This window comes from Bacillus sp. FJAT-49711 (assembly GCF_018343715.1).
Classification (GTDB): Bacteria; Bacillota; Bacilli; order Bacillales; family Bacillaceae_C; genus Lederbergia.
Genome location: NZ_JAGYPL010000001.1, coordinates 1219807 through 1243299 on the forward strand (window position 1 = coordinate 1219807; position 23493 = coordinate 1243299).

Consider the following 23493-nt stretch of genomic DNA (forward strand, 5'->3'; position numbering starts at 1 on the left):
AAATGAATTTTATATCTTTTCTGCAATTCTTAATTTTGCTGAACGTGATCGATTGTTTTCTTTTAATTCCAGTTCAGAAGGAATAATTGGTTTTCGATTAACAAGCTTTAACGTCGGTTCATAGCCTTCAGGTATGACAGGCATTCCAGGAGGCAATGCGGGACCGTTGCTTGCTTCTTTAAATACGGATTTACATATTCTATCTTCTAAAGAGTGAAAAGTAATAACACTAATTCTTCCAGAAGGGTTAAGCAGATCGATTGCTTGTTTTAAAGAACTTTCAAATGCATGCAGTTCATCATTTACAGCGATACGAATTGCTTGAAAAATACGTTTTGCGGGATGCCCACCTTTTCTTCTAGCTGGTGCTGGTATCCCATCTTTAATTAATTCAACTAATTCACCTGTCGTTTCGATCGGTTTTTTTTCTCTTGCCGCTTCAATCTTTCTAGCAATTTGCTTAGAAAATTTCTCTTCGCCGTAATGGAAAAAAATACGAACCATATCCTCGTAAGACCACCCGTTAATTACATCATAGGCTGAAACTTTTCCTTGAAGATCCATCCTCATATCAAGTGGTGCATCGTGGTGATAACTGAATCCTCTTTCCGGAGTATCCAATTGTGGGGAAGAAACCCCCAAATCATATAATATCCCATCCACTTTATGTATACCGACGCTGTTAATTTTTTCTTCTATATATTTAAAATTGCTTTTTACAAAAATCAAGTTTTCTTCGTACTTCGAAAGTTTTTCTTTCGCATGAAGGATAGCTGTCTCATCTTGATCAAAAGCGATCAATCTACCTTCTGTAGATAACTTGGAAAGGATTAGTTCAGAGTGACCCCCACCCCCGAGTGTACAATCCACATAAATCCCATCTGGATGAATATTCAATCCTTCGACAGTTTCATTCAATAAAACGGTAGTATGATTAAACATTAGATGTCACCTTTCAGCCTTTCCAAAAATCGACTAAATGTCAAAATCAATCATGTTCTCTGCAATTTCGGCAAAAGATTCTTCTGACTTTGCAAAATAGTCTTCCCAAATATCCTTGCTCCAAATCTCTATTCTGTTTGATACCCCTAAAATCACACATTCTTTTATTAGTTTAGCATAGCCAAGTAGTGGTGTTGGCAAATTTATTCTGCCTTGTTTATCCAATTCGCATTCAACGGCACCGGAGAAAAAAAATCTCGTAAATGCTCTAGCATCCTTCTTAGTCATAGGGAGCGTTTTTAATTTTTCCTCCAAAAGTCGCCATTCTTCGAGTGGATATCCAAATAAACATTGATCAAGTCCACGGGTAATGACAAAATTCTCACCGAGATGTTCACGAAATTTAGCAGGGACGATTAAACGGCCCTTCGTATCAATGTTATGTTGATATTCTCCCATGAACATAGACTTGTCCCCACTTTCTAACTTTACTGTACCACATCCCCCCACTTTCTACCACCATTTTTTAATATGAAATAAAGAAAATGCGAGAGCATAGCGATTGACTACATACAAACGTCGGGACCTCAGGCAGAGATAAGGAATCATGATTCCTCCTAGCGGTCAAATCAAACTTCCTTATAGCATCAGGCTTAGTAGATAGGCGCTGTTCCTATACAATTCCTTACTTTTCTCAAAAAAAAACTATCTTACTATTGAAGACATGCTTCAATAATAAGATAGTCGTTACAATTCATATTTTAATTAATTTATGTGTTCCATCAAATACATATTGTTCATCCATTAATTGATGTATAAAGCTTTCGCCCATTTCATTTAAGTAATAATAAATATTCCATATACGCTCTTGGGGGATGCCATTTGGTCGTAAATGGCGTTCAATCCTATTATATTTGTCCAAAATAGTTTGATGCTTCATTTCAATCGATAAACTTGATTTTTGCTCTATAAAATTAATTTGATTCAAATGTATAGTGAGATTTTTTCTCGCTAAAGGCAATAATCCACGATCACTTTCTTCTAATCTTTTGAAAATGGAATGATACTGTTTTTCCATAAATGTTTTGAGATTATCAAGAATATGATGCAACTTTTTATCTGCCATATTTTCTAAGAATAAAGCTTTATTTCGTGTAACTCCATTTTTAAGGATATCTTCAATAGACAGTTCCAAATCGTTTATGTCTCGTTCTATAGCAGCATCAAGAAATGTCATATTCATTCTTGGAATAATCGGGGGCATCTTAATCCCTAAAATGGCGAAAGCTTGTTTTAATTCGCCCCAGTAAGCGATTTCACCTGGTCCAGCTATGAAAGCCAGTGTTGGAAATAACCACTCCTGCATTAAGGGCCTTGATACGACATTATTGCTAAACTTCTCGGGATTCCGCCTTAATAATTCACTTAATTCTTCCTTATGTATCCGAAGTTCTGCTTTTTTTGAAAAAAAGCAATTGCCTACAGGATCGTAGTCCAATAAAATTCGCTCATTATGTAAGTAGTAAAATAAATTAGCTGCATCTTTTTCCATTTCAATGGCCTTTTTAAAACCATGATTCTCTATCTCTTTTTGTTGTTTTAAAACAGCTTGTGTTATATCTACATTTTGATCGATCATATTAGAAAAGAATGGTTCTTCCAGACGTCTTAAGCCAGGGTCAGCAGAATCTATAATGAGCAAACCATAATCTTTAAAAAGGGACATAACGATAAAAGAAAAAAGATCAGTTATAGAGTCATATTCCGCGATTGCTGTATGTAATTCTGATAATAAATCCTTCGTATTTTCCTTTTCTCCAAAATGCATGAAAACTGAATCGACCCAATTATGCATATCGTCTTTATTGAAATAAATATGCGAGCTCATTCTTTTTTCGTCATTATTGCCGGAAAAAGAAATCTTTTTTAGAGACTGTCCTGCTTCTGCATAGATATGATTGATTTCTAGGAAATCATGGTCTTCCCCTGCAATCCAAAAAACAGGAATGACTGGTCTATTAAGCTTTTTTTCCTGCTCCTCAGCAAGCTTTATAATCGAGATAATTTTATGTATTGTATAAAGAGGTCCAGTTAATAAACCAGCTTGCTGTCCACCAATAACAACTACTGAACGTTCATCTTGAAGCTTATCTAATGATTTTTTTGTTTTATCGGTTTGAGGAAATTTCATCATATAATTCTCAATTACTCTTACTATTCCAGCTCGATCTATATTTCTTGACATGAGATCACGATATCGCTTTTCATAAACAGTGTTCTCCGTTATATCGTAATGAAAAAAACCTTTTACAGGCTCTTTTTGTTCTATATAAAGAGAAGCAAAGTCGTTCGTCGCTGGAATGACTATGCTTTCAAGTTCCATAAGCCGTACTTCCTTTCTATATTTTCTAAGCGTTAGTATAGCAAAAACTTATGAGAAAAGATATTATGTTGTTTTAAAATCTATTTAATCGAACATTACAGCTTCAATTGCCCGTGAAGCTGCTCCGTACAAAAGCAATCCTATGTATACAGCTGAAAACAATAAGAAATTTAGCCTCCAAAATCCTTGAAAAACCTTTCCATAATTAACTTCTTCCTTTATCTTCCAATAAATATATGTAAATACTATCGCTGTCAATAAAATAAATAGAATGATCATCCAAAGGAAAGATTTGGACCAAATCGCCAATATTAAATAATGCACCGAAAATATTAATATGAATGTTGTGACGTTGATGGCAGAGCTTTTAGCTTTTAGATGACTCTTAGTCCATTGTTTCACAATAAAAAATACAAGAGCATAGAGAAGCACGGGCAAAATGATAAAAATCGCTGCCAATGAGGATAAAAAAACTAGCATTATTCCCTAAATCCCCCTTCTAATTCCTTCCCTTTTATCATGTTGAAAACTAAGTTTGCGAAGGGTAAAGCATGTCCTTTTTTATTTCCTTGCTCAATGATGTATCCTAAAATTGCGTCTATTTCGGTTTTTCTTCCTTCTTTTAAATCCTTTAGCGTCGAAGAAATATTATGTTTTGTTTTTAAGCAGATCGATTCCACTTCTTGCAATGAATCTTCTTTATTCATTTCAGGGAAAAGTGGCAGGATTTCATTAAAAAGCATTAAGAACAATTCATAATAGTACGGATTTTCAATGATCTTACCATTGTTGACATTAAAAATGGCCGTCAAGGAATTAATTAATGCATTGACAATTAGTTTAGAATGAAGCATTTTTTTATAATTTTTTTGAAATTGAAAAGGAAAATATTGATTATTCGTATTTGGAAAGTTATCGAAATCATGAGGTAGTCCTCGAAAAGCAGCAATATTCGTTTTTCCTACCCCTGTATGATTTATAGTCCCATAATCAATTCTTAGCACTCCATGCTCTACAGTCCCAGCATAAATGGAAGTATGAGGCAAAGCATCAAGCAGCCGCAAATGCCCCATGCCGTTTTGGATAAAAAGAAGTGGAATATGTTTAGGAATCATATGAAGTACTTGTTCCAATGAACTTAAATCATATTGTTTTACAGATACAACAATAAAATCCTGATCTGTAATATTTTCATAATTTCCGTTTCCTTTTATTGCACATCTTATTTTAGTATTTTCGCGTATTAATGTAACACCTTGATTATTTAAAATAATTGCCTGTTTATTCGTTTTAGTAAAGATTGTTACATCACGATCAGAGCTAAGATAAGCTCCAAAAAGAAGACCCACAGCACCGCCGCCAATTACTCCAATTTTCACTTCATCACCTAGTATTCATTCATATAGGACTATTGTAACAAAGTTCTTGCAATCTGGGTATTTAAAATAATCAGACAGGAAAAACTGGATGTTTGCGCCTGCTTTTGGGAATTTCTTTCGTTTCATAGAAAGAAAACCTAGTAATGAGTGTTTCCCTTAATTCATTAGGTGCTACAATTTCATCTATGATTAATTCAGACGCCAATTTATAAATATCAATATGTTCCTTATATTCTTCTTGTCTTTTTCTAATAAATTCTGCTCGTTCAATCGGATTTTCCATTTCAAGAATCTTATTAGAATACACCGCATTAACTGCTGCTTCCGGCCCCATTACCGCTATTTGGGCAGTCGGTAACGCAATACAGCAATCAGGCTCAAATGCAGGACCTGCCATCGCATATAGGCCTGCTCCATAAGCCTTCCTAATAATGACAGATATTTTAGGTACTGTTGCTGAGCTCATTGCTGCAATAAACTTGGCTCCATGCCTAATGATTCCCGAGCGCTCCACTTTCGTACCTATCATAAACCCCGGCACATCAGCAAGAAAAAGGAGAGGAATATGAAATGCGTCACATAATTGAATAAACCTTGCCCCTTTATCCGCGGAGTCAATAAAGAGTACTCCTCCTTTTATTTTTGGTTGATTGGCAATGATACCAATGACTCTGCCGCCTATTCTTGCAAAGCCAGTAATCAGTTCAGGCGCAAAAAGCTTCTTTATTTCAAAAAAACTTCCCCCATCAATTATTGTGCTAATTCCTTCATACATGTCAAAAGGAAGGTTCTGATTTATAGGAATAATAGATTCAAGTGATCTTACATTGATAGGTTCTTTAACTTTCTCTTTCTTAGTCCTTCCTTCATAATTTGGCGGAAAATAAGAAAGATATGTCTTAACTGCTGCAATAGCTTCTTCCTCTGTTTCTACCAATATATCACCACAACCACTGATAGAACAATGCATTCGAGCCCCGCCCATTTCTTCTAAAGAAACTTTTTCACCAATGACCTTTTCAGCCATTCTCGGTGAGCCTAAATACATTGAGGCATTATTTTCAACCATGATAACGCAGTCGCAAAATGCCGGAATATAGGCACCACCTGCTGCAGATGGACCAAATAAAATACAAACTTGAGGGATCATCCCTGATAATTTTACTTGATTATGAAAAATCCTGCCTGCTCCACGTCGATTAGGAAACATATTAAGTTGATCGGTTATCCTTGCCCCTGCAGAATCCACTAAATATAAAAGAGGCACCTTTAATTTTTCTGCAGTTTCTTGGATGCGAATAATTTTTTCTACTGTTCTTTCACCCCAAGATCCCGCTTTGACTGTAGAATCATTAGCCATTACACAAACTATTTGACCGTTTATTTTGCCGATTGCCGTTACAACACCATCTGCTGGAAGATCTTTTGAATTAAAATTAGCAAACAGTCCATCTTCTTCATACTCTCCATCATCAAAAAGAAGGGAAAGCCGTTCTCTTACAAACAGCTTATTTTGAACCTTTAATTTTTCATGATATTTCTCTTTGCCACCTTTAAGAACCGACCTTCGCTTCTCTTCTAGTTTTTCAAAATAAGAAGACAATGGATGACCTCCTTTTTATGATCCTATTCTGTATTTAATGAAATAAATAATCTACATAAAACGCGTGTGCCCGCAACCGTTGATTTCACAGTATTTGAAAAATAAACGGATAAATTCCGTTTAAATTGGGAAATACTCACATTTTCTTAAAAATAAAGGAGGTTTTTCCGTTTATACAATGCAAATCTCTAGATTTTGTCTTATTTAGAGCTGTTAATCGGAATATCTCCTCTTAAATCTGTCTTTTAAGCTCCACTATATGCATTAGCAGGAAATTCTCCGCCTATGAATTCTCATACTCTACACGAAAATCAACAATTTAAAACAAAGTCTGTTATGGTTGGTTGAAGCGAAAATGCGAGACTCCTGCTCAGCTAAAGGCGGCCACGTCCTGTGACCACTCCCGACACTAAGACGTCCTGTCTGTTGCAGGACCAGCGGGACAGGTAAGACCACACAGGCGTTTACGCCGAGGAGGCTCATGGAAATGCGTAAGCGCCTTGACGAGCCCCGACAAGCATAAGCGCAGCGGCTTGCCTTTTAGCCACGTAGTAATATGACTTATGACCTCGAGGGGCCAGGCGCTGCAGCTAGACAAACCGCCCGCCCCGTGGAAAACTAGCAACTGTAGCGGAAACCAACCACGCACTATCTTTGTAGTAAAAGCAGCTTTTTTTGAAAAAACATTGAAAATCAATACAAAAATACATAATCATCATTTCTGATAGTCTATATCAAGATTCCAATACTATAAGTACATCCCCTTCATTTACAAAATCATCTGCCTTCACTCTTAATTCCTTAATTTTTCCAGGTTCCATTGTTTCAATCGGAATCTCCATTTTCATTGATTCAAGAACAATTACCACCTGTCCTTTCGTTACTTCCTCACCAACTGCTGATGTAACCCTTAAAACAATACCTGTGATTGGTGATTCAATTGTGTTCATTCAGCAATCCCTCCCTATTACAATTGTCTCTTCATTTCAACCCTGAATAAATTTGTGCTTTGTTATATAATATTGATTAAGGTCATACAACATGATTGTTGTATTTTTTCTAACAACATAGTTGCTTTCAGAGTTTCTAATGATCTTATGTCACTCAATAATACGTAAGGGGGAACTTAACATGACTGCTAAGGTTGAAAAGTTAAAAATTAACTATAAAACAATGGAAGAATTTAAAAAGTTTAAAGAATATGGTGTACAGGAACTTTCTATGCTGGAGGATTTAGAGGCGAATATGATTGAGGATGATTCCCTTTCACCTTTTTATGGCATATATTTTGGAGATAAGCTTGTCGCGCGAATGAGCCTATATCGTAGGGATTCTCGTTTCGATCAATATTTCGAGCCACCTCAAGATTATTTAGAAATATGGAAGCTGGAAGTACTGCCAGGATATCAAAATAAGAAATATGGACAGAAACTAATTAATTATGCAAAAAGCTATAATATGCCAATCAAAACGAATCCACGTATGAATTCTCGGAAGTTTTTTGAAAATCTAGGATTTAAGCCGGTAACTTATGAAGTGGACCGAGACTTGGGAGAAAATCCGCTTGTCTGGTACCCAGAAGGAGTTACGGAGCAAAAACATTAAAATAGATCTTTTTTCCTATGAATCACTTTAAAAAAGTTGAATCTATTTTTCTATATACCCGTATAATGATATGTAGCAATTATTATTTTTACATCAGGAGGTTTTTGTTTGAAACGAACAGGAGAAATTACATTAGGTATAATCGGGATCATTTTAAGTGTGCTAACCGCTTTAGTTGGAATGTTCTTTATGTGGATTAGTAAATCGGAAGAAATTAAATCATTCGTTTTTGAGGAGTCGTTAAATGATCCAACAGTTACTCCGGAGGATATTGAATTAGTCCTTAATTTTATGGGCGGCGGCGGATGGGCGTTAATTATCGCTGCAATCCTCGGCGTCATTCTAGGCATAATTGGAGTTATAGCCATTAAAGGAAATAAAAAACCTAAACTTGCTGGGGCAATGTTCATTATTGGTACTGTTTTAGTTGGTGTCATTTCCTTTGGCTTTGGATTCTTGCCCGCTATACTCTACTTAATTGCTGGAATTATGTGTTTCGCCAGAAAGCCATCACTGCCTTCACCGAGTGATGAACAATTGGAAAGTTTTTAAGCCGATTCTAAATTCAAAGAGCCGTGACATACACGGCTCTTTCTCTTAAACTAAAAAGGTACTTTGATTTTCTCCCCATCTGACAATTCCCCCGCCATTTTCCTAGCTTTATCTATAAGAGTGATGAGAGAACGATATTCACCCTTCAATTGGTTAAATTCCTTTGTCAACTCTTCTAAGGCCTTCACTGCTTCTTCCTTTTCTATTTTGTGCAGCATACTCTCATTAATAAGTCGATCGTTCTCATGTTTATATTTTTCTATAGCGGCAAGCTCATTCTCAAGCTTCTGAAAAAAAAGTATGGCATCTGAAAGAATAACCGAGTCATTCATACTTATATTTTTGCCTTTAGAATCTTCTTGAACAACTTCTTGCGCTTCAACACTTTTTTCTTTTTTATTCTCATTCCTTTGTTTCTTTGCTAGTTCTATTCCTTCTTTATATTTTTTTCGAATGTTGGAATTCCAGCGAAAACCACATGCTGCAGCTGTTCTTTTCAGTTTTTTTCCTGCTTCCTCAAAAGCCTGGAGTTGCGTGCTTCCTTCTCTTATATAGGCAAGCACCAATTCCGCAAGCACTAAATCCTCATCAGAAGTCCAAGCATCCTGCCGTGCAGCTGTCATTGTATCACCCCTATTTTTTTCTAAGTATATGCAGATATAAGGGTAGATAGAATCCGGCTCTAGTAAATTAATAGCAAAAAGCGTGAAGAGATTCTAACTCTTCACGCTTTTATAGGGATTTATTTAGTTGCTTACTACTTCTTTTCCTTTATACGTTCCACACTCTTTGCAAACACGGTGTGCAAGTTTCATTTCTCCACAGTTCGGGCAAGCTACCATTCCTGGGACCTGTAATTTAAAATGAGTGCGGCGTTTTCTTTTCACAGTTTTGGATGTTCTTCTAGCTGGTACGGCCATTCTTCCCACCTCCTTAAAAGACTAAATATTGCTTACTCTTTTTTATCTTTCAATAATGCTGCGAGACCAGCAAGACGAGGATCAATCTTTGGTTTTTGCTGTTCTAGTTTAAACTGATCTTCCGTCATAACTTCCCAATCTTGCCCTGATTGAAGTGTTTCCTTATTTTTTGCATCTTCAGAAATTACTTGCATTGGAATTTCTAATAATATCAGTTCTTCAATAACGGGAATTAAATCTACAACACCTTCATTTGCCTCATGAATCTCCTGTTCCTCATCAGAGGAATATTCAAATCCAAGTGGTTTTAATATAAAAGTTTCCGTTGAAAAAATATCGATTGGATATGTAACATCTACAAGCGTACGGGAACATGGCAATATTAAATTTCCAGTTAAATGAAGATGAAACACAGCCTTCTGTGAATCAATACGTGCTGTACCTTTCACATGTATAGGCGATGCATCCCTAATTTCAAGATCCCTTTGTCTGAGATCATTTGAAACATCGACTTTTTCGTCTATTTTTAGTTCAACATCACGAAATTTTTGCAGTTGTAAAACCGTCCATCTCATCATGATCACCTCTAGGCAACAAAAGTAATTATAGCTTTCACTTATATGTTTGTCAATAAATTACGCAAATGTGGGAAATAATTTATTCACTTTTTTCCCGTATTCCTTAATCTCTCCTTTATATTATACGTATTTTCAATTCTAATACTTCAATAATGATTCGGGCGGGTATCTATACTTGAACATTTCGTCTGCATACACTAAGTAGACGAATTGTACATGGGGGTGAAAATATGAAGAGTTCAAGACAAATCCCTATCGTTATGCCTACTCCGGTGGGATATCCCGTTTATCCAAGCTACGGATATCCAGGGTACCCTATTAATGTTGGGTTTAATCCTGTATATCATTCTGGCTATTATGGACATCATGGTTATCATGGGCACCACGGGCACCATTGGAATCATGATCATCACGGACATCATAATAGCCATCATAATGGCCATCATCATGGTCATCGTGAATCATCATTTTGAATATAGGGGCAAGTGCCCCTATTTCTATTTCCTTGCTATTTTAAATTTTTATCATCTCAGGTATGATGGAATGTATCAACTACAGTTCATAGTAGCTATTGGAGGATTATTAAATGAATAGTGTAGGAATAGTAGCTGAGTATAACCCATTTCATAACGGGCACCAATTCCAAGTCCAATCTGCAAAAAAGCTGTCGCAATCTGATATTGCGATTGCTGTAATGAGCGGTAACTTTCTGCAAAGAGGAGAGCCTGCTATAGTCAACAAATGGGCTCGGACAAAAATGGCTTTGCAAGCAGGAGTAGATATTGTCATAGAGTTGCCATATGCTTATGCAGTTCAAAATGCAGAGATATTTGCATATGGAGCTGTATTATTATTAAATTCGATTGGTTGTAGAAGTATTTGCTTCGGCAGTGAATCTGGGGATATTCATCAATTTGATGAAACAGTTCAGTTTATCAATCAAAACAAAGCCAAATATGAGGAGAATATACGAAAATATATTAAAAAGGGAATAAGCTATCCTTCTGCTTTATCAGCTGCTTTTAAAGAGTTAGAACCCGGCAGTACTACAATCGATTTAACTCAGCCTAATAATATACTTGGATTTCATTATATGGCCGCAGGAAAAAAAATAAATTCACGTATTTCTTTTCATACAGTCCAAAGAAAAAACGCTGAACATCATGATGAATCCCTAAGCGGCAGCTTCATTGCGAGTGCGACATCCATTCGAAAATCAATTCATTTACATAATGATTTACAAAAAATACAAGATTATGTTCCAACAGGGACTTATATCGAGCTACTCAATTATATTACCCAATATGGTCAGTTTCATTCTTGGGAGCATTACTGGCCATTTTTACAATATAAAATTCTTTCCATGGAAAAAACGGCATTAAAAGATATTTATGATGTGAGCGAAGGGCTAGAAAATCGTCTCATCAAAGCCGCACAAACAGCTACTAGCTTTGAAGAGTTTATGAAATCTGTAAAAACAAAAAGATATACATGGACAAGACTGCAAAGAACATGTGTACATATTCTTTCGAATATGAAAAAAGAAATGATACATTCTTTAAGTAAAAAACCGCAATATATAAGATTACTTGGGATGAATGAGCAAGGCAGGCAATATATTAGAGAAATAAAAAAAGAGCTGCATGTGCCGCTCATTTCAAAAGTATCCGGATTTCAAAACGACATGCTCTCACTTGATTTGAAAGCTTCAAATATTTATGCATTTGCCTTATCGGAACCTGAACGATCTAAGCTGCTTAAAATGGAATTTGCACAACCACCAATATTACTTTAAACAAAAAATAACACTTCTCATTAATCTTTTAATTGAAATTCCTGAATCACTTTTTTGATTTCAGGAATTTTTTTGAGTGTTTCCGCCTCCCCAATGTTGATAATCTCTTCAATATTTTTAAAAGCACGGGCATTGAAAAGCTCTACTGGTGGATGAATCATAATGTCTGATTCAAATTCTCTTGCTATTCCAATTTCCATTTGTAAAATATCCAAGCTCTGCATAATCACATCATACACAGTGGAAATTTCAGCTTCAGCATTAACTCCAGCAACGTCAGAACTTATAACGAGGTCAGCACCCATTTTTTTCACGGATGATACTGGTACTCTGTCGGCAACTCCACCATCGACTAAAAGTCTGCCATTTAGCTTTTCGGGAATAAAAATTCCTGGTATGGCAATACTCGCTCTTACGATTGAAGCAATATGTCCTTTATTAAATTCAATTTTTTCACCTGTTTTTAAATCAGTAGCAACTACGCAAACAGGTATTTGTAAATCTTCTAAATTTTTACCGTGCATAAATAAATCAATAAGATTTTTTACCCTATTGCCAGTAATAAAGCCCATCTTAGGAACGGTAAAATCCAGATAATATTTACGTTTAAATGCTGTGGAGAGCTTTATTAATTGATCTAAATCATGACCAAATGCATAGAAGCAGCCAACAAGGGCCCCCATACTGCTTCCCGCAATCATATGGATGGGTATGGAATGGTCTTTGAGCGCTTTTAATACCCCTAAATGTGCGAAGCCTCTCGCTCCACCTGAACCTAAAGCTAGCCCAATTTTCGGTGCTTTCACACATATCTCCCCCTACCACATTTTATGGTCTAAAAGACTATTCTATGAGTATATTGATTATGTGGATGTTGGACAGGGGGGCGAATCATTGAATTTATCAAAAATCAAAACCATCTTACTTGCTTTAGGAGTTACGATAATGGCATTCTCCATGATTCTTTTCCCCGAAGAATCTTTTAATGCCTCGATACGCGGATTGAATATGTGGTGGGAAATTGTATTCCCTTCCTTATTTCCATTTTTTGTCATTTCCGAGTTGTTGATAGGATTTGGAGTAGTCAAGTTTATGGGGGTGCTTTTGGAGCCCTTAATGAGACCTTTGTTTAGAGTCCCTGGTGTCGGTGGTTTTGCATGGGCGATGGGAATGGCTACAGGTTTCCCAGCTGGGGCTAAGTTAAGCACAAGATTAAGGCAGGAAAAACAACTAACTAAGGTGGAAGCGGAGCGATTAGTTTCCTTTACAAACTCATCCAGTCCGCTTTTTATCTTCGGTGCAGTTTCTGTCGGTTTTTTTCATAACCCTCGATTAGGAATTTTATTAGCAATTGCTCATTATTTAGGAAACTTTTTTGTAGGGCTTTGTATGAGATTTTACGGAAAAAAAGAGACAAGGAAATATAAGCAAAAAAAGTCTTTATGGATGATTTTTCATCAAGCAATATCCAGTCTTCACAGAACTAGACTTATAAACAAAAAGCCGATCGGTAAATTATTAGGAGATGCTGTTATCTCGTCCATCCATACTTTGCTGATGATAGGCGGTTTTATCATTTTGTTTTCAGTCATAAACAAACTACTATATCAATTAAATATTACTCTCCTTCTTGCCCATGCTACGGAATATATTTTAATGTTATTCAATTTGCCCAAACAGTTAGGTGTTCCTATTATCGCAGGAATATTTGAAATTACATTAGGAAGTCAAATGACGAGTCAAGTAAGTGCAGCTTCATTGATGCAGCAAGCGATGATTACAAGTTTTATTTTAGGCTTCAGCGGATTTAGTGTCCAAGCTCAAGTTGCAAGTATCATAGCAGAAACAGATATTAAATTTAAACCTTTTTTTATGGCACGAATTCTTCACGGTTTCCTTGCTGCCGTAATTACTTATGTTTTTTGGAAGCCATTTGCTGAAAAATTTCATATTGTTTCCGGAAATAATGCAATACCTGTGATCTTGCAGGAGCATGACTTATGGTGGGAAAGTACGTTGCATCTTTTTGTTAAGGTAGGGCCAATCATTACCATTATTTCTTTATTGGTCTATATATACTTTTTTATTAGAAATATGGATTCTACAAAATAAAATGTAGAATCCATCCATTCCTCTTATGTAAATTTTTTTAACAAAGCCCGCTCTACTTCTTTCGGGACAAGTTCCGATATATTTCCATGGTACTTCGCTACCTCTTTAACGATGCTTGAACTTAAAAAGGAATATTGGTTATTCGTCATGATAAAAAATGTCTCAATCTTTTCGTTTAAAACTCTATTCATAGAAGTAATTTGCATTTCATATTCAAAATCTGACACTGCTCTTAAGCCCCGTATAATTGCTTTTGCATTCACACTTTCAGCATAATCCACGAGCAATCCTCCAAAAGAATCGACCTTCACATTATGCATATCCTTCGTCACTTCTTTAAGTAAGTTCATTCTTTCCTCAACGCTGAATAAAGGCTTTTTAGATGAATTATTTAATACAACGATAAATACTTCATCAAAAACATTCGCACCTCTACGGATAATATCCATATGTCCTAATGTCACAGGATCGAAACTGCCTGGGCATACCGCTATATTAGCCATACTTAGAACCCCTTTTCACTCTCTTTAAGATGATAAATCGTTATACCGATGCTTCCGTAGTCACCCTTTTTTGTCTGTTCCAGATGACCAATTTTTTGAGGGAGAATAATATCCGTACTATGTTCACAAATAACTGTTCCATGGGATGCAATCAGTTGATTGCCTTCAATAAAAATGAGCAATTCTTCCAACCTTTGTTTCCGATACGGGGGATCTAAAAATATATAATCAAATTGTAAATCCCTTTTTAATAATGCTTTCAATGCCCGTTCAGCATCATTCCGAAATACTTCGGATTTTGCTGCCATCTTACAAAGACCTATGTTTTGGTGGATTGTTTGGATTGCATTTGAATCTCTGTCTACAAAGATTACATGATCCAGCCCCCGGCTTAACGCCTCAATCCCTAGTCCTCCACTTCCAGCAAATAGATCTAATCCTAATCCTCCGGAAAAGTATGGTCCTATTACATTAAATATTGTTTCCTTTATCTTATCAGTAGTAGGTCTCGTATCATTTCCACGAACAGATTTTAACGGCCTGCCTTTACAGGATCCTGAAATTACTCTCATATTTTCACCAAATTGTAATAGATTTTTCCTATACATCCTATCATAGTTCAAATTGGCATACCAAATAAAATGAATGTTGCTTAAACATGTAAGTGTATAAAAAAGAGTTTTAAGGCGATAATGACGATAACAGCATCAAGTGATGTTGTTGCCAACCGCGGAGAAGACTTACGTTCCCCTTAAGTTCTTCCTCCGGTTTCTCCTCTCCCTTTGCCTTCTATCCGTATTTTATCGGAATTTGAAGGGCCCTGCATAGAGATGCAGGGTTTTTTTAATGTCCTGCGCCAACACCTGTCGACTAGCAAACTAGATATGTCAACGTCAGCTCGTTTCCTTTATCTCAGTCAAAGGCCCTGAAGTTTTATACGTCGATGAGCAAAACAATTGCGCATTTTATATATCTTTTAGTTAATCACGATCTGAGTATTATTTTCCGTTACTTGAACATTTAATAATGTATTTACTAAATTCAATTGAATAAAAGGTTGATTTTCGATGACAACAACAGGCGCATGAGTCATACCATATCTTTGTCCATTCAGTTCGAAAATTCGTTTATTAATATAAAATCGATAGTTAATCGCACCTTTATCTGCTTTTAATATTTCATTTTCCAATATGTTTACCTCATATTGTAATGCTTTTAAAAGTGGAACAAAATCAATCATAGTATTTCCATTTTCGCTTACGATTTTCACACCATCTACTTTACTCCCCTTAATTATTAAATCACGGGAATCTAAAAATACTAAAGGTTTTAACATCTCATCAGTAGAAGCATTGTCAGTGAAAAACAAAGTACTATAACCAGTAACCTCTTCCAACAATTGATCGAGCTGCTTATGACTTATTTTCTTATCAGACGTTAATACTTTATTTTTCCATTGTACGAGCTGCTCTTTCGATAACTTATCATTCATTTCCTTGTACATTTTCTTCGATTTTGAATCACCAATAGGTTTATTTAGAATGAAAGATGAAATAAGATTAGTTAACCATTGCTCGTTTTCCGGAAAATTATATGCTGATTGAATAAAGGCTAATGTAAATTTTTCTTTTACTTCTCGTGGCGATCTTTTTGCGTTTATAATTAAAAAGTTATCTTTTACTAATCCCTCTTGTTGATTTGTAAGCAGTACATGAACTTTTTTTCCGGTTGCTGGTAGTTGTTCTTTATTGATATATATTTCTTTGTTTATTTTTGAATTAGAATAAATAACGAGATTCTTATCAACTTCGGTTATATGAAGCGGCTCCCGCTGCCAATATAAGACAGGTTCTTTACCTTTATTCTTCATTACATAGTAATCGACTAAGTCCATTTTTCGTACATTCATAGTTTCAGAGGTACTTATCCAATTAGCATTTAACCATACAGAATCAATTAGTTGTACTGTAGTTTTATCGATGACAATATTATGAAGCTGCACACCGTAATTTTGTAAAAGCAATCTTTTTACATTTTTGTCAAAAGGGAGATCAAAAGAGAAAGTAACTGTTTCATGCTCTAACATTACTTGATTTGTACTTTGTATAGTACATTTGTGCTCTTTATTACTGATACACTTTATATTAACAGCTTCTTCAGGAACCTTAACTTTGTATAGCTTCCCTTTAATTCCAGTTATAGTTTGTTCAACTTGAATTTTGTCCTTTAACATGTTTAGTTTAATCGTTTGGTGAATATTTTTTGCTATTTCATCTGTTTGCGAAGAATATCCTGCCCATTGATAATAAAGCAATCCTCCAACTAGACAGATTAATATAACAAAAAAGAAAATGATTCTTTTCAATTGTTTTACTCCTACTATGTACATTAATGATAAAAAGCCGCCTTAAAAGCTGTAAGGCAGCCTTTGGTTACTATTCTTTATTGAGCAGTTCAGAGGCTAGCAGTTCTTGTCCTATTTACTACGATAAGGATGCCAGCCTCATCTTGTCTAGCTGCAGTGAAAATACTTCTTCACAGTCAAATAGCCTGAGTCAATATAAGTCAAAATACGGACTTAATTGATTCAGAATATATACTTTGCTGGATGGTCACAGGATGTAGGTCAGAAAAGTGTTGTGGCATTCAAGGAAGTGCTATTCTAGTCGAATCGAGGTCCGTTACACTTTTAGCGCTCCAGCCTCTCAAATACCTATCTTCCTTTCCAACCTCGTCATGTTTTCTTTATTACAAGTCTTAACTGAAAAAGAAATATCGACTAAAAATCCCACATCCCAATTATTTGTCGACAGGCTCACTGCCAGGAAAGGTATATTGATGGACAGGCGCTTCCACTTTTCTTATATCCCTATCCGATAATCATATTCTTTTGCTTTATCTGGCTTGGCATTTTCAAACTCTGTTTTTAAATAAGGTTTATATGACAGCTCTACTTTTTTAACAAATGGCATTGCTGCCAGCTTTTCAGATAAGGAAACAGCCTCATCTTGGGCACAATAAATCACTACATATTTCATTCGTTTGGAAATATAGTGAACATTTCCAAACCGTCTAAGTGCTTTAGCATTTTTTAAACTAAATAGCCAAACAATCAAGCCTTGTCTTCCATTAAGCATAATCTTTCCCCTTTATAGATTCCTTCATTATGCCGAGCATCCGCAGGCTCCTCCACTTCCACAGCCTCCACTGCAAGAAGAACCTGAATCGAAAAACGGATTTCCCGTCGGTACTTTTATATGGTCTGATACTGATCTGCCGATAAGAAGGCTAATTTCATCTAATAAAGTCTGCAGCTCATTTTCTGCTCTCCTGAAATTTGCTACATTTTCATCTAGATCCATATCTCTTTTTCTCTCACGTGTTTTAATCATTATTTCTTTATAATCAGGATGATAACGGCCAAATCTTTGGACATCTTCATATAATTCTTTCATCTTGTTAAATTCAACAATTTTCCTGCTTGTGTCTTTGTCGTTCTTTAATTTATTATAAAAAAACCTGTACTTGTCAGCAATTTCTGATGCAATTACAAGCTCACCAATCCGTTCAGCTTTTTCAATTATTTTGACACTTTCGATTGTAGCAAGCATAAGCCCACCTCCAATCGTTATTTTATCATGTTTTTAATATTGGCGCGACATTATTATTTGATTGTAACCATAAATTGGTGATTAATTCCAAACGATTTGTTATTTTGTTTTACGACATCAATTTTTAACCTATGTGTTCCAGGAGCTAAATTTTTTACTACAAAGGCTGCAGTATCGTATTCACCATATTGTTGTCCATCAACATATAGCAATACCTTCCCTTGCTCCTTGCCGTTTACAAAAGAAACTCCGGCTATAATACATTCGACCTTAACGTTTCTCCCTTCTACGACATATCGAATATCCATTATTTGCGGACTTTTACTGTGATCCGAAGCTTCTGCTATCAGTGATTCAGGCTCGGGCAGTTTATGCCTGCAGCCAGTTAAGAGAACAAAAAGAAATAAGCAAACCATCATTTTTTTCAACAAAATCACTCCTCTTCTTTAGTTTCCACTAAAGAAAGAGGTTCATACGAAAAAAATTTAGTTCGCATTTAAAGATTGCAGCATACTCATCATCATAGAAGCCATTTGAAGACCATTTGACACCTTTTCAACTTGATGAGGTATGGTTTTCTTAAAATAATGTAAAGAAGCAATTTCAAATTGTTCTAGCGTTTCGGGTTCCCTTGCAAGTTTTCGATACCAATAAGGTTGTTCGCGAATAAATTGTTTTAATTCATTTTTTGAATAGATATATTGCAATATCTCTTGTCTCAATATATTCAACCTCCTATAGGATTTTTGAGATTCGAAAAGACTTTGGTCTTTTTGAACTTCGAAAAGACTTTAGTCTTTTTTTAAGACGAAAAGACTTTAGTCTTTTTTAAAGGAAAATGGATTTAGGTTAGTGGTTGGTTGATTTGTTGGAGGAGGATTGCTTCCTTGAAATTGAGCAAGCACTCCTTGTATTGCCCCTATCGCTTGACTCAGTTGATTTATATGATGCTGCACTTGATTTGCATCCATATTTTTTATCATTCCTGTTATTTGATTCATCCATTTTTTTTCTGTTTCTTGTTTTGCAGCAATTGGTTCTTCATTATCATCTTTAAATTTTGACCATTTTGGATCATCCGCTCCTAGCAAAAACCAATCTTCGTATAATTCTTGCCACGTATATTCCTCTTTCCTAACAGACTGTAAAAGTTTTGGGTGCTCTTTAACGAAAGCCTTAAATTGTTCTACGGACGGATGCAGACTTGTACTCTCCATAGCTATGTCACCTCATTTATTCATTTATCCTTATATGCAGAATATGGGTAAAGCGTGTAATTTGTGATTATCTCACATTAGAAAAAGACCTTAGCAAGGTCTTTTTATTCAGAAGTTTGTATAAAGTTTTGTGTGTAAAATTTTTGATAAACGCCGACACCTAATCTAGAAAAACTCCCATCTAAAAGTGCTTTTCGATGGCCTTCAGAATTTAACCATCCTTCCACCGCTGCCGGACCATCTATATATTCAGAAGCTATATTTTCTCCAGCAGAGTGATATTCGATATTACCTGCCTTTAATCGTTCTTCAAGTGTACCGAAAGTAGGAGAATCATGTGAAAAATAATCATTTTCATACATATCTTTACTATGCTCAAATGCCACTTGCCCTACTTGCTCATCCCATTCTAGCTCTTCTAAGCCAAAACGATTCCGAATAACATTCGTAATGTCAAATATTTGAAGCTCATTTCCTTTTTCGATCTCTCTCCATTCAGCTTCCTCAATTTCAGAAGGTGTAATCAAGTCTCCGCGGTATGCTAATTCATACGGACGCTGAGTAATTAAAGTTTTTTTATCAAAAAATCGAATGCTTGAAAGAGTACCTGTATATTTATCAATAGATAACTGTGCAAATATATCCCCTAGTTGTATTAAAGGTCGAATATTCAAATCTTCTTCAGAAAGCTCAAATCGATACGTACCTTTATCTTCAGATACCATAATTTCTGTTTCCAGCAACGTAGTGCGGTAAATATCTTCAATCGTCTCTCCAATCAAGTAAGGTGCCACATTTAACTGATTCCCGATAGCATATATAGTAACAACAGTACCTTTTTCGACTCCAGCCTGCATATACGTTCCAGTAAAATTTTTATATATCCACCATTCATATCCATATGCAGATGGATCTTTTCTTTGGGGTTCACCGTAATCTTCAATGAAATCCTTTGCCGACTTTCCGATGTATACCGAAAGTCCTTCTTTGGGTCGATTTGTGTCGTCCATTATTTCATCATTTATTAAATGGTCTACCTTCGGAGGAGTTGCATTATTATAATCTTTTAAAGGTTCGTTCGTTCCTGAATCCGAATAAAAATATATCATTATAAAAAAAATAATTGCAGAAATAACCATTGCACGAAATAACGTTCGCAGTACTATTCCTCCTTTCGCAACTTTTTTGTCTATAATAGCGGTTCTGTATGATTCACCACTTTTCATCATTATAACATTTAATCTTTTGAGTACCACAGTCATGATATAAAAAAACCCTGAATATTCAGGGTTTCAAATGTTAATGGTATGCTTGGGGTTCATCAGGTTCCGATATTTCGGATAAGGCAACCTTCGCTTGATTATCTGTTAAATCTCTTACTGCAAAATCGGCTAATGCTACAATCCCAACTAATTTCCCATTTTCAACTACAGGCAGCCTGCGAATTTGTTCCTTAGCCATGATGCCTGCTGCTTCTTGTGTAGTTGTTTCTGGAGTAACTGTTACAAGATGACTGCTCATTATTTCTTCTACCTTTGATGAGGGAGGATTTTTCTCTGCTATACATCGAAGGACAATATCTCTATCCGTTATTACACCTACAAGTTTATCATTATTGACGATCGGTATAACACCTACATCGTCATCTTTCATTTTCACAGCAACTTCATATACATTGTCTTGTAAGGTACATGTTTGAACATCCGTCGTCATAATATCACGAATTTGTGTCATTTTTATAATCCTCCGATCAATTTATTATAATAAACGGGACCCTTGCACCATTTGTATAATCACCAAACCAAGGAAAGACTATGCATTTTATTTATTTTTGATTGAGAAAATAACCGTATTGAGTGCGTTAAACTATAACTTCATTTCGTTGCAACATAGTGATTTTTCGACTATTATTATACGTGAGGAATTTTATGAAAATTAGTGAATAGTGTCGTTCATCGACCTATAATAAAGTGGGAGGTAAGAACAAGTGAATTTTGAAAATACAGGTATTGAAACATTGACCCTCGATTTAAATCGCTTGGATGAAGTAATGGAACATAACGGAATGATCCGGGCAGGTCAATGGGATTATGAGCGTGTTACATATGATTACAAATTCCAAATAAAAGAAGGAATTTACTATTTGCGAATACCAGGTTTTGCGGTTGAAGGAGATGTAGGCGCTTATGACGCTTATATTAAACTAATGACGCCAATTCTTGGGAAACATTATTATCCTCATGGGGTTGAATATGGAGAGGATGAATATTTTCCGGAGCATTTAGTAAAGCAATGCAAAAAAATGATAACTCAAATATATGAAGAGGCGAAGGTATTCGCTGAGTAATTTATACTAAGGGCACGGGCGTCAAGTTCGTGTCTTTTTTTATATTGATTAGTTGTTCATTTATGTAAGAACCCATTATAATGTATGAAATAGATTTATTTGAGAGGAGCTTCAATTTGTCAGGTATTTCAAAGAGAATAATTATTATCGGTATGATACTTCTAGTTTTCATAGCCTTATTTTTTTATTACATACTGCCAATATCCATCCCCCTAATTATTGCAATTATTACTGCATTAATGTTAGAGCCCCTTGTTAAATTGGTTCAATATAAATTAAAACTTAAAAGACAATTATCCATTATTATCGTCTTTACTCTCTTTACACTCATATTAGCTTTTGCCATATTTTTTATTATTACGAAAGCAATTTCCCAAGGTATCAAATTAGTAGAAGAAGCTCCTGGATATATACAGGAATTAGCAGTTATGTGGAATCATTATGAAGAATATTTCAGCAACGCCGCACGTGACTTCCCGGAGGAAATTGTAACCGCTATTACAGATGAAGTAAATAATTTTCTAGGATCCTTTATAACGAGTTTGAAAGAGCATTTTAAGATTGAAAATATAAGTGCATTCTTATCGTATATTCCAAATTATTTAGTAAGCTTTTTAGTTTATTTGATAGCATTATTTATGTTCATGATTGATTTACCTAAACTTAGAGCAGGAATTTACAAGTATATGACTGATAAAACATCAGAAAAAGTAAAATTTATGACATCCCGCCTCTCGTCCGTTTTCTTTGGTTTTTTTAAAGCTCAGTTTCTAGTAAGCTTAATTATTATGGTTGCTGCCTTTATCGGGCTTATACTTATTGCCCCTAAGGTAGCCATCATTATGACACTAATCATTTGGATCATTGATCTTATCCCCATTATTGGATCAATTGTCATTTTAGCACCGTGGTCATTATATCATTTTTTCACAGGCGACATCGCATTTGGATCTAAGCTTGCTATTTTAGCCGTAATATTACTCGTTATTAGAAGAACTGTAGAGCCTAAGGTGATGGGACAGCATATGGGTCTATCTCCGCTCGCAACGTTGATTTCTATGTTCCTTGGACTGAAATTGGTCGGGGTACTTGGATTAATTATTGGCCCTACCATACTCATAGTATTTAAATCGGCGAAGGAAGCTGGCTTAATTAAGCTGAATTTTAAAATTTGAATAGGCTGTATTTTTATAGAACCCCCAAAAGTTGAAAGGAGAAAAACTCATGTTTTTCTCCTCTTGTTTTTTTCATTCTCATTTTTCATGTTGCGGCTATATAGACGTAAGCCATTTACTGGCATATGGGTTGCAGTGAGCAAGGAAAATGATTCCCGTTCGGAGCAACATATTATATTCTTCACATCTTTGGTCGGGTTTGTCGATCTATTTTATACCTATATACAAAAGGAAGAGGGCAGTCTCAGAACGTCAGATATCACTGACTTTCCAGACCGCCCTTTTTATATTTCATATCCCTAGAATTGCTTTTATAAGTGAAGTTGTAGTTCCACCTTTATAAATCACATAAAGCAATAAATAAACAATGACACCTGTGAAGCCTGTAAAGAACCAAATAACACTTGTAAAAGGTCCAAGCTTTTTGTGGATAGAAAGTTTATTTTTATATCCTGTTACTAAAGAAATAATGCCTAATACCGCACCAATGGTAGCAAGCGTAACGTGAAAAATTAAAAATATCGTATAAAATAGTTTATACTCATCTGGCCCACCAAAAGAAGTGTTTCCGATAAAAATGGTTCTACTGGAATAAATGATGAAAAAGATTAATGCAAATAACCCAGCTAGTGTCATAACCTTTTGATGACCTTCAATATCACGTTTTCTTATTTTACTCCATCCTATTGCTACGAGTATAGCACTAATAACTATACAAACCGTACTTATAGTCGGCAAAATTGGAACTATCATATTATAAAATCAATCCCC

29 protein-coding genes are annotated in these 23493 nt (G+C 35.4%); 7 read left to right on the forward strand and 22 right to left on the reverse strand.

Annotated elements, in window-relative coordinates:
* Positions 1 to 9: 9 nt before the first annotated feature.
* The 7 genes from rsmH to KHA96_RS05900 form a co-directional block, all read right to left on the reverse strand.
* The gene (gene rsmH / locus KHA96_RS05870; protein WP_213128317.1) at positions 10 to 942 is read right to left on the reverse strand and encodes a 16S rRNA (cytosine(1402)-N(4))-methyltransferase RsmH; all 933 of its coding nucleotides are present in this window, start codon (positions 940 to 942) and stop codon (positions 10 to 12) included.
* A 33-nt stretch (positions 943 to 975) separates the two neighbouring features.
* Complete coding sequence (gene mraZ / locus KHA96_RS05875; protein WP_213128703.1) at positions 976 to 1407, reverse strand: division/cell wall cluster transcriptional repressor MraZ; 432 nt, start codon at positions 1405 to 1407, stop codon at positions 976 to 978.
* 289 nt (positions 1408 to 1696) lie between these two features.
* Positions 1697 to 3325: a bacillithiol biosynthesis cysteine-adding enzyme BshC gene (gene bshC, locus KHA96_RS05880; protein ID WP_213128318.1), complete on the reverse strand. Its 1629-nt coding sequence runs from the start codon at positions 3323 to 3325 to the stop codon at positions 1697 to 1699.
* A gap of 84 nt (positions 3326 to 3409) precedes the next feature.
* Entirely contained in the window at positions 3410 to 3805 is a 396-nt protein-coding gene (locus KHA96_RS05885) for a DUF3397 domain-containing protein (RefSeq protein ID WP_213128319.1), read from the reverse strand.
* Entirely contained in the window at positions 3805 to 4704 is a 900-nt protein-coding gene (locus KHA96_RS05890; protein ID WP_213128320.1) for a 2-dehydropantoate 2-reductase, read from the reverse strand. Before KHA96_RS05890 ends, KHA96_RS05885 begins: the two co-directional genes overlap by 1 nt.
* A gap of 70 nt (positions 4705 to 4774) precedes the next feature.
* A complete protein-coding gene (locus KHA96_RS05895; protein WP_213128321.1) occupies positions 4775 to 6307 on the reverse strand; it encodes an acyl-CoA carboxylase subunit beta in 1533 nt (510 codons plus the stop codon).
* A gap of 734 nt (positions 6308 to 7041) precedes the next feature.
* A complete protein-coding gene (locus tag KHA96_RS05900) occupies positions 7042 to 7257 on the reverse strand; it encodes an acyl-CoA carboxylase biotin carboxyl carrier protein subunit (RefSeq protein ID WP_213128322.1) in 216 nt (71 codons plus the stop codon).
* 181 nt (positions 7258 to 7438) lie between these two features.
* On the opposite strand from KHA96_RS05900, the gene KHA96_RS05905 reads away from it, so the two are divergent.
* Positions 7439 to 7912, forward strand: a complete 474-nt coding sequence (locus KHA96_RS05905) for an N-acetyltransferase (protein ID WP_213128323.1) — start codon at positions 7439 to 7441, stop codon at positions 7910 to 7912.
* A 108-nt stretch (positions 7913 to 8020) separates the two neighbouring features.
* Positions 8021 to 8464 (forward strand): DUF4064 domain-containing protein, encoded by a 444-nt coding sequence (locus KHA96_RS05910; RefSeq protein ID WP_213128324.1) that lies wholly within the window; start codon positions 8021 to 8023, stop codon positions 8462 to 8464.
* 50 nt (positions 8465 to 8514) lie between these two features.
* Here the strand turns inward: KHA96_RS05910 and KHA96_RS23225 are convergent, their stop codons facing one another.
* The 3 genes from KHA96_RS23225 to KHA96_RS05925 all read right to left on the reverse strand — a co-directional run bounded on the left by KHA96_RS23225 (position 8515) and on the right by KHA96_RS05925 (position 9959).
* Positions 8515 to 9087, reverse strand: coding sequence for an RsfA family transcriptional regulator (locus tag KHA96_RS23225; protein ID WP_213128325.1), 573 nt, complete (start codon positions 9085 to 9087; stop codon positions 8515 to 8517).
* 123 nt (positions 9088 to 9210) lie between these two features.
* Positions 9211 to 9384, reverse strand: coding sequence for a 50S ribosomal protein L32 (gene rpmF / locus KHA96_RS05920; RefSeq protein WP_213128326.1), 174 nt, complete (start codon positions 9382 to 9384; stop codon positions 9211 to 9213).
* Positions 9385 to 9416: 32 nt separating this feature from the next.
* Positions 9417 to 9959 carry a YceD family protein gene (locus KHA96_RS05925; RefSeq protein WP_213128327.1) on the reverse strand — a complete coding sequence of 181 codons (543 nt, stop codon included), beginning with the start codon at positions 9957 to 9959 and terminating at the stop codon, positions 9417 to 9419.
* 233 nt (positions 9960 to 10192) lie between these two features.
* On the opposite strand from KHA96_RS05925, the gene KHA96_RS05930 reads away from it, so the two are divergent.
* Both KHA96_RS05930 and KHA96_RS05935 read left to right on the forward strand, forming a co-directional pair.
* Positions 10193 to 10435, forward strand: coding sequence for a hypothetical protein (locus KHA96_RS05930; protein ID WP_213128328.1), 243 nt, complete (start codon positions 10193 to 10195; stop codon positions 10433 to 10435).
* Positions 10436 to 10548: 113 nt separating this feature from the next.
* Positions 10549 to 11757, forward strand: a complete 1209-nt coding sequence (locus tag KHA96_RS05935) for a nucleotidyltransferase (protein ID WP_213128329.1) — start codon at positions 10549 to 10551, stop codon at positions 11755 to 11757.
* A 20-nt stretch (positions 11758 to 11777) separates the two neighbouring features.
* Here the strand turns inward: KHA96_RS05935 and KHA96_RS05940 are convergent, their stop codons facing one another.
* Positions 11778 to 12563, reverse strand: coding sequence for a patatin-like phospholipase family protein (locus tag KHA96_RS05940; protein ID WP_213128330.1), 786 nt, complete (start codon positions 12561 to 12563; stop codon positions 11778 to 11780).
* A gap of 88 nt (positions 12564 to 12651) precedes the next feature.
* Here KHA96_RS05940 and ylbJ point away from each other — a divergent pair, with 88 nt between their 5' ends.
* Positions 12652 to 13869 carry a sporulation integral membrane protein YlbJ gene (gene ylbJ, locus KHA96_RS05945; protein WP_213128331.1) on the forward strand — a complete coding sequence of 406 codons (1218 nt, stop codon included), beginning with the start codon at positions 12652 to 12654 and terminating at the stop codon, positions 13867 to 13869.
* 23 nt (positions 13870 to 13892) lie between these two features.
* Here the strand turns inward: ylbJ and coaD are convergent, their stop codons facing one another.
* The 10 genes from coaD to KHA96_RS05995 form a co-directional block, all read right to left on the reverse strand.
* Positions 13893 to 14372 carry a pantetheine-phosphate adenylyltransferase gene (coaD, locus tag KHA96_RS05950; protein WP_213128332.1) on the reverse strand — a complete coding sequence of 160 codons (480 nt, stop codon included), beginning with the start codon at positions 14370 to 14372 and terminating at the stop codon, positions 13893 to 13895.
* Between the two features lie 2 nt (positions 14373 to 14374).
* Positions 14375 to 14980, reverse strand: coding sequence for a 16S rRNA (guanine(966)-N(2))-methyltransferase RsmD (rsmD, locus tag KHA96_RS05955; RefSeq protein WP_213128704.1), 606 nt, complete (start codon positions 14978 to 14980; stop codon positions 14375 to 14377).
* Positions 14981 to 15348: 368 nt separating this feature from the next.
* Positions 15349 to 16737, reverse strand: a complete 1389-nt coding sequence (locus tag KHA96_RS05960) for a stalk domain-containing protein (RefSeq protein ID WP_213128333.1) — start codon at positions 16735 to 16737, stop codon at positions 15349 to 15351.
* Between the two features lie 496 nt (positions 16738 to 17233).
* Positions 17234 to 17509, reverse strand: coding sequence for a YlbG family protein (locus KHA96_RS05965; protein ID WP_213128334.1), 276 nt, complete (start codon positions 17507 to 17509; stop codon positions 17234 to 17236).
* 27 nt (positions 17510 to 17536) lie between these two features.
* A complete protein-coding gene (locus KHA96_RS05970; protein ID WP_213128335.1) occupies positions 17537 to 17983 on the reverse strand; it encodes a YlbF/YmcA family competence regulator in 447 nt (148 codons plus the stop codon).
* 53 nt (positions 17984 to 18036) lie between these two features.
* Complete coding sequence (locus KHA96_RS05975; RefSeq protein WP_213128336.1) at positions 18037 to 18411, reverse strand: hypothetical protein; 375 nt, start codon at positions 18409 to 18411, stop codon at positions 18037 to 18039.
* A 57-nt stretch (positions 18412 to 18468) separates the two neighbouring features.
* On the reverse strand, positions 18469 to 18705 hold the full coding sequence (locus KHA96_RS05980; protein ID WP_213128337.1) for a YlbE-like family protein: 237 nt from the start codon (positions 18703 to 18705) through the stop codon (positions 18469 to 18471).
* 96 nt (positions 18706 to 18801) lie between these two features.
* Positions 18802 to 19200, reverse strand: coding sequence for a YlbD family protein (locus tag KHA96_RS05985; protein WP_213128338.1), 399 nt, complete (start codon positions 19198 to 19200; stop codon positions 18802 to 18804).
* Positions 19201 to 19304: 104 nt separating this feature from the next.
* Positions 19305 to 20462, reverse strand: a complete 1158-nt coding sequence (locus KHA96_RS05990; RefSeq protein ID WP_249315281.1) for a CAP domain-containing protein — start codon at positions 20460 to 20462, stop codon at positions 19305 to 19307.
* A 37-nt stretch (positions 20463 to 20499) separates the two neighbouring features.
* A complete protein-coding gene (locus tag KHA96_RS05995; RefSeq protein ID WP_213128339.1) occupies positions 20500 to 20934 on the reverse strand; it encodes a CBS domain-containing protein in 435 nt (144 codons plus the stop codon).
* 253 nt (positions 20935 to 21187) lie between these two features.
* Here KHA96_RS05995 and KHA96_RS06000 point away from each other — a divergent pair, with 253 nt between their 5' ends.
* Both KHA96_RS06000 and ytvI read left to right on the forward strand, forming a co-directional pair.
* Complete coding sequence (locus KHA96_RS06000; protein WP_213128340.1) at positions 21188 to 21547, forward strand: YugN family protein; 360 nt, start codon at positions 21188 to 21190, stop codon at positions 21545 to 21547.
* 116 nt (positions 21548 to 21663) lie between these two features.
* Positions 21664 to 22722 (forward strand): sporulation integral membrane protein YtvI, encoded by a 1059-nt coding sequence (ytvI, locus tag KHA96_RS06005; RefSeq protein WP_249315283.1) that lies wholly within the window; start codon positions 21664 to 21666, stop codon positions 22720 to 22722.
* Positions 22723 to 23013: 291 nt separating this feature from the next.
* On the opposite strand, the gene KHA96_RS06010 is transcribed toward ytvI, so the two are convergent.
* Complete coding sequence (locus tag KHA96_RS06010; protein WP_213128342.1) at positions 23014 to 23475, reverse strand: DUF420 domain-containing protein; 462 nt, start codon at positions 23473 to 23475, stop codon at positions 23014 to 23016.
* Positions 23476 to 23493: the final 18 nt, after the last annotated feature.

What these genes read in the sequence shown, in the direction of transcription:
- KHA96_RS05905 (WP_213128323.1), top strand. Translation starts at nt 7,439, where the DNA reads ATGACTGCTAAGGTTGAAAAGTTAAAAATTAACTATAAAACAATGGAA.
- rsmD (WP_213128704.1), bottom strand. Translation starts at nt 14,980, where the DNA reads ATGTATAGGAAAAATCTATTACAATTTGGTGAAAATATGAGAGTAATT.
- rsmH (WP_213128317.1), bottom strand. Translation starts at nt 942, where the DNA reads ATGTTTAATCATACTACCGTTTTATTGAATGAAACTGTCGAAGGATTG.
- rpmF (WP_213128326.1), bottom strand. Translation starts at nt 9,384, where the DNA reads ATGGCCGTACCAGCTAGAAGAACATCCAAAACTGTGAAAAGAAAACGC.
- bshC (WP_213128318.1), bottom strand. Translation starts at nt 3,325, where the DNA reads ATGGAACTTGAAAGCATAGTCATTCCAGCGACGAACGACTTTGCTTCT.
- KHA96_RS05985 (WP_213128338.1), bottom strand. Translation starts at nt 19,200, where the DNA reads ATGGAGAGTACAAGTCTGCATCCGTCCGTAGAACAATTTAAGGCTTTC.
- KHA96_RS05965 (WP_213128334.1), bottom strand. Translation starts at nt 17,509, where the DNA reads ATGCTTAATGGAAGACAAGGCTTGATTGTTTGGCTATTTAGTTTAAAA.
- KHA96_RS05970 (WP_213128335.1), bottom strand. Translation starts at nt 17,983, where the DNA reads ATGCTTGCTACAATCGAAAGTGTCAAAATAATTGAAAAAGCTGAACGG.
- KHA96_RS05930 (WP_213128328.1), top strand. Translation starts at nt 10,193, where the DNA reads ATGAAGAGTTCAAGACAAATCCCTATCGTTATGCCTACTCCGGTGGGA.
- coaD (WP_213128332.1), bottom strand. Translation starts at nt 14,372, where the DNA reads ATGGCTAATATAGCGGTATGCCCAGGCAGTTTCGATCCTGTGACATTA.
- KHA96_RS06010 (WP_213128342.1), bottom strand. Translation starts at nt 23,475, where the DNA reads ATGATAGTTCCAATTTTGCCGACTATAAGTACGGTTTGTATAGTTATT.
- KHA96_RS05885 (WP_213128319.1), bottom strand. Translation starts at nt 3,805, where the DNA reads ATGCTAGTTTTTTTATCCTCATTGGCAGCGATTTTTATCATTTTGCCC.
- KHA96_RS05935 (WP_213128329.1), top strand. Translation starts at nt 10,549, where the DNA reads ATGAATAGTGTAGGAATAGTAGCTGAGTATAACCCATTTCATAACGGG.
- mraZ (WP_213128703.1), bottom strand. Translation starts at nt 1,407, where the DNA reads ATGTTCATGGGAGAATATCAACATAACATTGATACGAAGGGCCGTTTA.
- KHA96_RS05995 (WP_213128339.1), bottom strand. Translation starts at nt 20,934, where the DNA reads ATGACACAAATTCGTGATATTATGACGACGGATGTTCAAACATGTACC.
- KHA96_RS05925 (WP_213128327.1), bottom strand. Translation starts at nt 9,959, where the DNA reads ATGAGATGGACGGTTTTACAACTGCAAAAATTTCGTGATGTTGAACTA.
- KHA96_RS05990 (WP_249315281.1), bottom strand. Translation starts at nt 20,462, where the DNA reads ATGACTGTGGTACTCAAAAGATTAAATGTTATAATGATGAAAAGTGGT.
- KHA96_RS23225 (WP_213128325.1), bottom strand. Translation starts at nt 9,087, where the DNA reads ATGACAGCTGCACGGCAGGATGCTTGGACTTCTGATGAGGATTTAGTG.
- KHA96_RS05900 (WP_213128322.1), bottom strand. Translation starts at nt 7,257, where the DNA reads ATGAACACAATTGAATCACCAATCACAGGTATTGTTTTAAGGGTTACA.